Source organism: Nocardia alni (genome assembly GCF_019038435.1).
Taxonomy (GTDB): Bacteria; Actinomycetota; Actinomycetes; order Mycobacteriales; family Mycobacteriaceae; genus Nocardia; species Nocardia alni.
Map to the genome: position 1 here is coordinate 1 of NZ_JAGPOX010000281.1, position 3,352 is coordinate 3,352.

Here is a 3,352-nt window from a genome sequence, read left to right on the forward strand (position 1 = left end):
CCCACCGCCAGGCCCACCACCAGCGAAGTCACTCGGCGTCGTAGCAGTCGGATCGAAGGAAGAAGGCTTCACCGCATCCGAACTCGAAGACAGCCCCGAATTGACCCCCGAATAACCACTCCCCGACGAACCATAATTCGACGACTGCGACTGATCCGCAGACCCCTGCGCACCACTACCACTGTCGCCCCCGGCCCCGGAACCACTCCCTGAACCACCGTCGACGCCGCCGCCACCGCCACTGGTCCCGCCACCGCCGCCGTTGGTACCGCCGTCGTTCCCGCTCAGACTGGTCCCCGGAGTCGGCTTCGAGATGTCCAGCGGATGAGCGGGATCGTTGACCGACGGCAATACCGGAACCTTGCTGTCAATCTGTCCGAGCCGCGTCACATAGTGATTCTGGAAAACCTCTCGGGCTTCCTGCTCGTGCTCGCCCCTACGCTGTATCAGCGTGTGCCGGTGAATCGGATTCAGCCATGCCGATCCAGTGACAATCACCGCATCAGGAATCGAGCCGCGAGTCGTGTTGACCGAAGAAGCGCACTCCCCCATCGCGTCGGCCAACTGCTTGAGCGGATCGGTGAGCTGCTGTGCCTGGTTGGCGTAGTTACTGATCGCCGTCTTCGCCGCGTCCGCCGAAGTACCTTCCCAGGCCTCGGAGATCGAGCGGTGTATGGAACGGAGGAAGGTTTCCACACCTTCGTTCCATACGTTAACCATCGTCATATAGTCGTTCGAAGCCTGGTTGGTATTCGTCGTCTTCAGAGGATCGAAGGCATTCTTCAGCTCGCCATTCGCCCAGCTCTGTGGGTTCTCAGGATCTGTGATCGACGGCGGCTCGTACTGATCGACCATCGCTCCCCCTTAATGCCTGGTTACCATGTGCATATTAGCCGACGTAGCAGGGTGACACGTACTGCGGCACGCTGACCGCAGGCTGCCGCGGCAGCGTTTTTACCAACTGAGCATATTTGGCAGCTTGATCGGCGTCGTGGTCAGTAATTTGCTTGCAGATACGGCGGTAAGTTTCCTGGATATCCTTGACGGCTTCGAGGTGCGCCTGCATGATCGCATAGACACTATTATCACTCTGATCGCTCGCGCCACGAGACTTACTTTTGAATCGCTGCACAATCGCTTCGCCCGAGGTCAGCTTCTTACCGCTATCGCTGACCGTGTGCTCGCCGAGACCCCAGGGGTCTAAGCGGGATACAGAGTCTGCGATCCCCATAACCTGGGTGATAGCCTGTATAAAGGTCTCACAATCACGATCCAGGTATACGAACTGCTCCAGATCCATCCGTAGAGTGATGTGTCCTGCCGACGCCTCGCTCAACATGTTAGCGAAAGGATGCGAGCTGCTATCAGTACTGTCGCCCATTTCTTCCCTCCCGGTTATACCTAATCAAGAATAGCCCCCTCATACCGTCGAAGGAAGTGTGGGGACGACCTTCTCCGCCGCTTGTTGAGCCAGATCGCAAGCATTCTTGGTACCGGAATTTCCTGGCGCAGGGTTGCTGAGGAAGAATTCAAGACTGCCACCCTTGATTGCAACATCGACAGTGCATTGCTGATCAGGGTGATCGGGAACCTGACGACTCGAGACTGCATTCCGGCCAGAGATAGTGAGGTCTTGGGTGCCCTGGTAGTGCTTGCTACGCACGTTGTCGAGCGTGGCATTGGTCACCCAGATCGCAATCGAGTACTCGTCGGCGCTTGCCCATTGACATCCGCGCCACATTGTCCCGTCAGGCGCATCCTGCTGGCGTGGGATCTTCATCGTCAGTTGCAGGGAGTCCAGTACGTTCTGCGGAACCTGCGTACAAGGGTCGTAGCCTGTAGGCACGTCCGACGCCATCGCCGCAGTCGTCGAGGTTGCTCCACCAGTCGACTTGGCTGATCCACCCGAGTTGCATCCTACGATCAGCAGCACCCCGCCCACCGCAAGAGCGACAGCCCCAACCGTACGTCTCGCGCCGATCATGCTGTCCTCCTGTGGTGCCGGAACCGGTCGCCTGCCCGAGGCCGGACCGCATTCCCGCCCCCTCAAGACTCGTGCAGGAGGTTACCGGCCGACCCCTAAAGCCGCAATGGACGGTATCGGCCCGTCGCTTCCCTACTTCTCAGCCAACCGGCAGACAGTCCAAAGTTCGCTGAAGGCGGTGATGTCCGGCGCATCGACCGGCACCCCTTGCCAGCCGTGGCATCACCGACCTCCGACGTCGGACATGAGGTTTGGCCCGGAGGCGGGGATACACTTAAGAACTGCGCGCTGCTCGGCCAGGCGGAATCGGCCTACAGTCCCTGTGGCAGTAGCGGGACAATCTGCTGTGCTGCGTCTCGGGCTATTCGGCACGAGGAGTCTGTGCTGCCAGGCGTATCCGATGCCTCTGGATTGGTGAGGAAAATCTCGAGACTGCCGCCTTTGACCGCCACATCGACCGTGCACTGCTGACTCTGATGATCAGGGTCTTGGATGGTGGAGATCGCCCTGCGGCCGTCCACGACAAACCCCTGCGCGTACAGGAAGTTCTGGGCACGTACGGCGCCCACAGTTGCGTTCGTCATATAGACAACGGCCCCGTACTCAGTCGATTTCACCCAGCTACATCCTCGCCATTCGATATCGCCTGACGCGTTTTTCGCCGAGTCCTTCGACGTCCACTGCAGCGAATCCAGCACACTCTGCGGGATGTCTGTGCAAGGGTCGAAGGCCATCGGAACAGATGGGACGGTTGTTGTGGTTACCGCTGCACTGGTTTTAGACGAGTCAGGTGGCTGGCAGGCCCCGACGAGGAGGACGACGGCCGCGAGTATTGCGGCTTGGGCTAGGTGGAGTCGAGTGATCATAGCGGCCTCCCCGATGCCGGAATCCGGTTGTGCGCAGTGGAGTTCGGACCGGCCCTCCGCCCCCTGACGATTCGGGCAGAGGCTACCGGGATGTTGGTGGTGCTGCAATCGTTGAGCTGGGTGGAGCCGGTCTCCCCTCCGGACCAGTTCCTGCCGTCGGATGGCCTGGGGTTCACCGGTATCCCGGGAGGCGGCGTTGGCCTCGGGTGACCTCGGCGACGAGATCTTCGTAGGCGCAGGCTAATTCGGCGACGGACTCCCAGGCGTCGCAGAGTTCCCAGTAGGGGGTGGGGGCGGTGAGGGTGGCGTAGGCGTGGGCGGTGAAGGTGGCTAGGCGGTCCAGGACCGAGCCGATGGTTTCGGTGTGGATTCGGGCGGTGGCTTGGGCGGGGGTTATTCGGGTGTCGATCCAGTGGTCGGCTTCGTGGATTAGTTCTTTTCGGCGGGTGTCGATTTCGTCGATGCGGGCTCGGGGGGCGGAGAGGCGTTCTTCGTGGAGGCG

General features: G+C 60.5%; 5 protein-coding genes. All 5 read right to left on the reverse strand.

The annotated features are described in order from the left end of the window. On the reverse strand, window positions 1–855 hold an 855-nt coding region (locus JZ791_RS43710), incomplete at its 3' end, for a hypothetical protein (protein WP_216903808.1). 34 nt (window positions 856–889) lie between these two features. Beyond that, on the reverse strand, window positions 890–1,300 hold the full coding sequence (locus JZ791_RS43715) for a hypothetical protein (protein WP_216903811.1): 411 nt from the start codon (window positions 1,298–1,300) through the stop codon (window positions 890–892). 120 nt (window positions 1,301–1,420) lie between these two features. Beyond that, the gene (locus JZ791_RS43720) at window positions 1,421–1,933 is read right to left on the reverse strand and encodes a DUF3558 domain-containing protein (RefSeq protein WP_216903813.1); all 513 of its coding nucleotides are present in this window, start codon (window positions 1,931–1,933) and stop codon (window positions 1,421–1,423) included. Window positions 1,934–2,295: 362 nt separating this feature from the next. Next, window positions 2,296–2,850, reverse strand: a complete 555-nt coding sequence (locus JZ791_RS43725; protein WP_216903815.1) for a DUF3558 domain-containing protein — start codon at window positions 2,848–2,850, stop codon at window positions 2,296–2,298. 172 nt (window positions 2,851–3,022) lie between these two features. After that, the coding region (locus JZ791_RS43730) for a DUF4254 domain-containing protein (protein ID WP_216903818.1) at window positions 3,023–3,352 on the reverse strand (330 nt) is incomplete at its 5' end.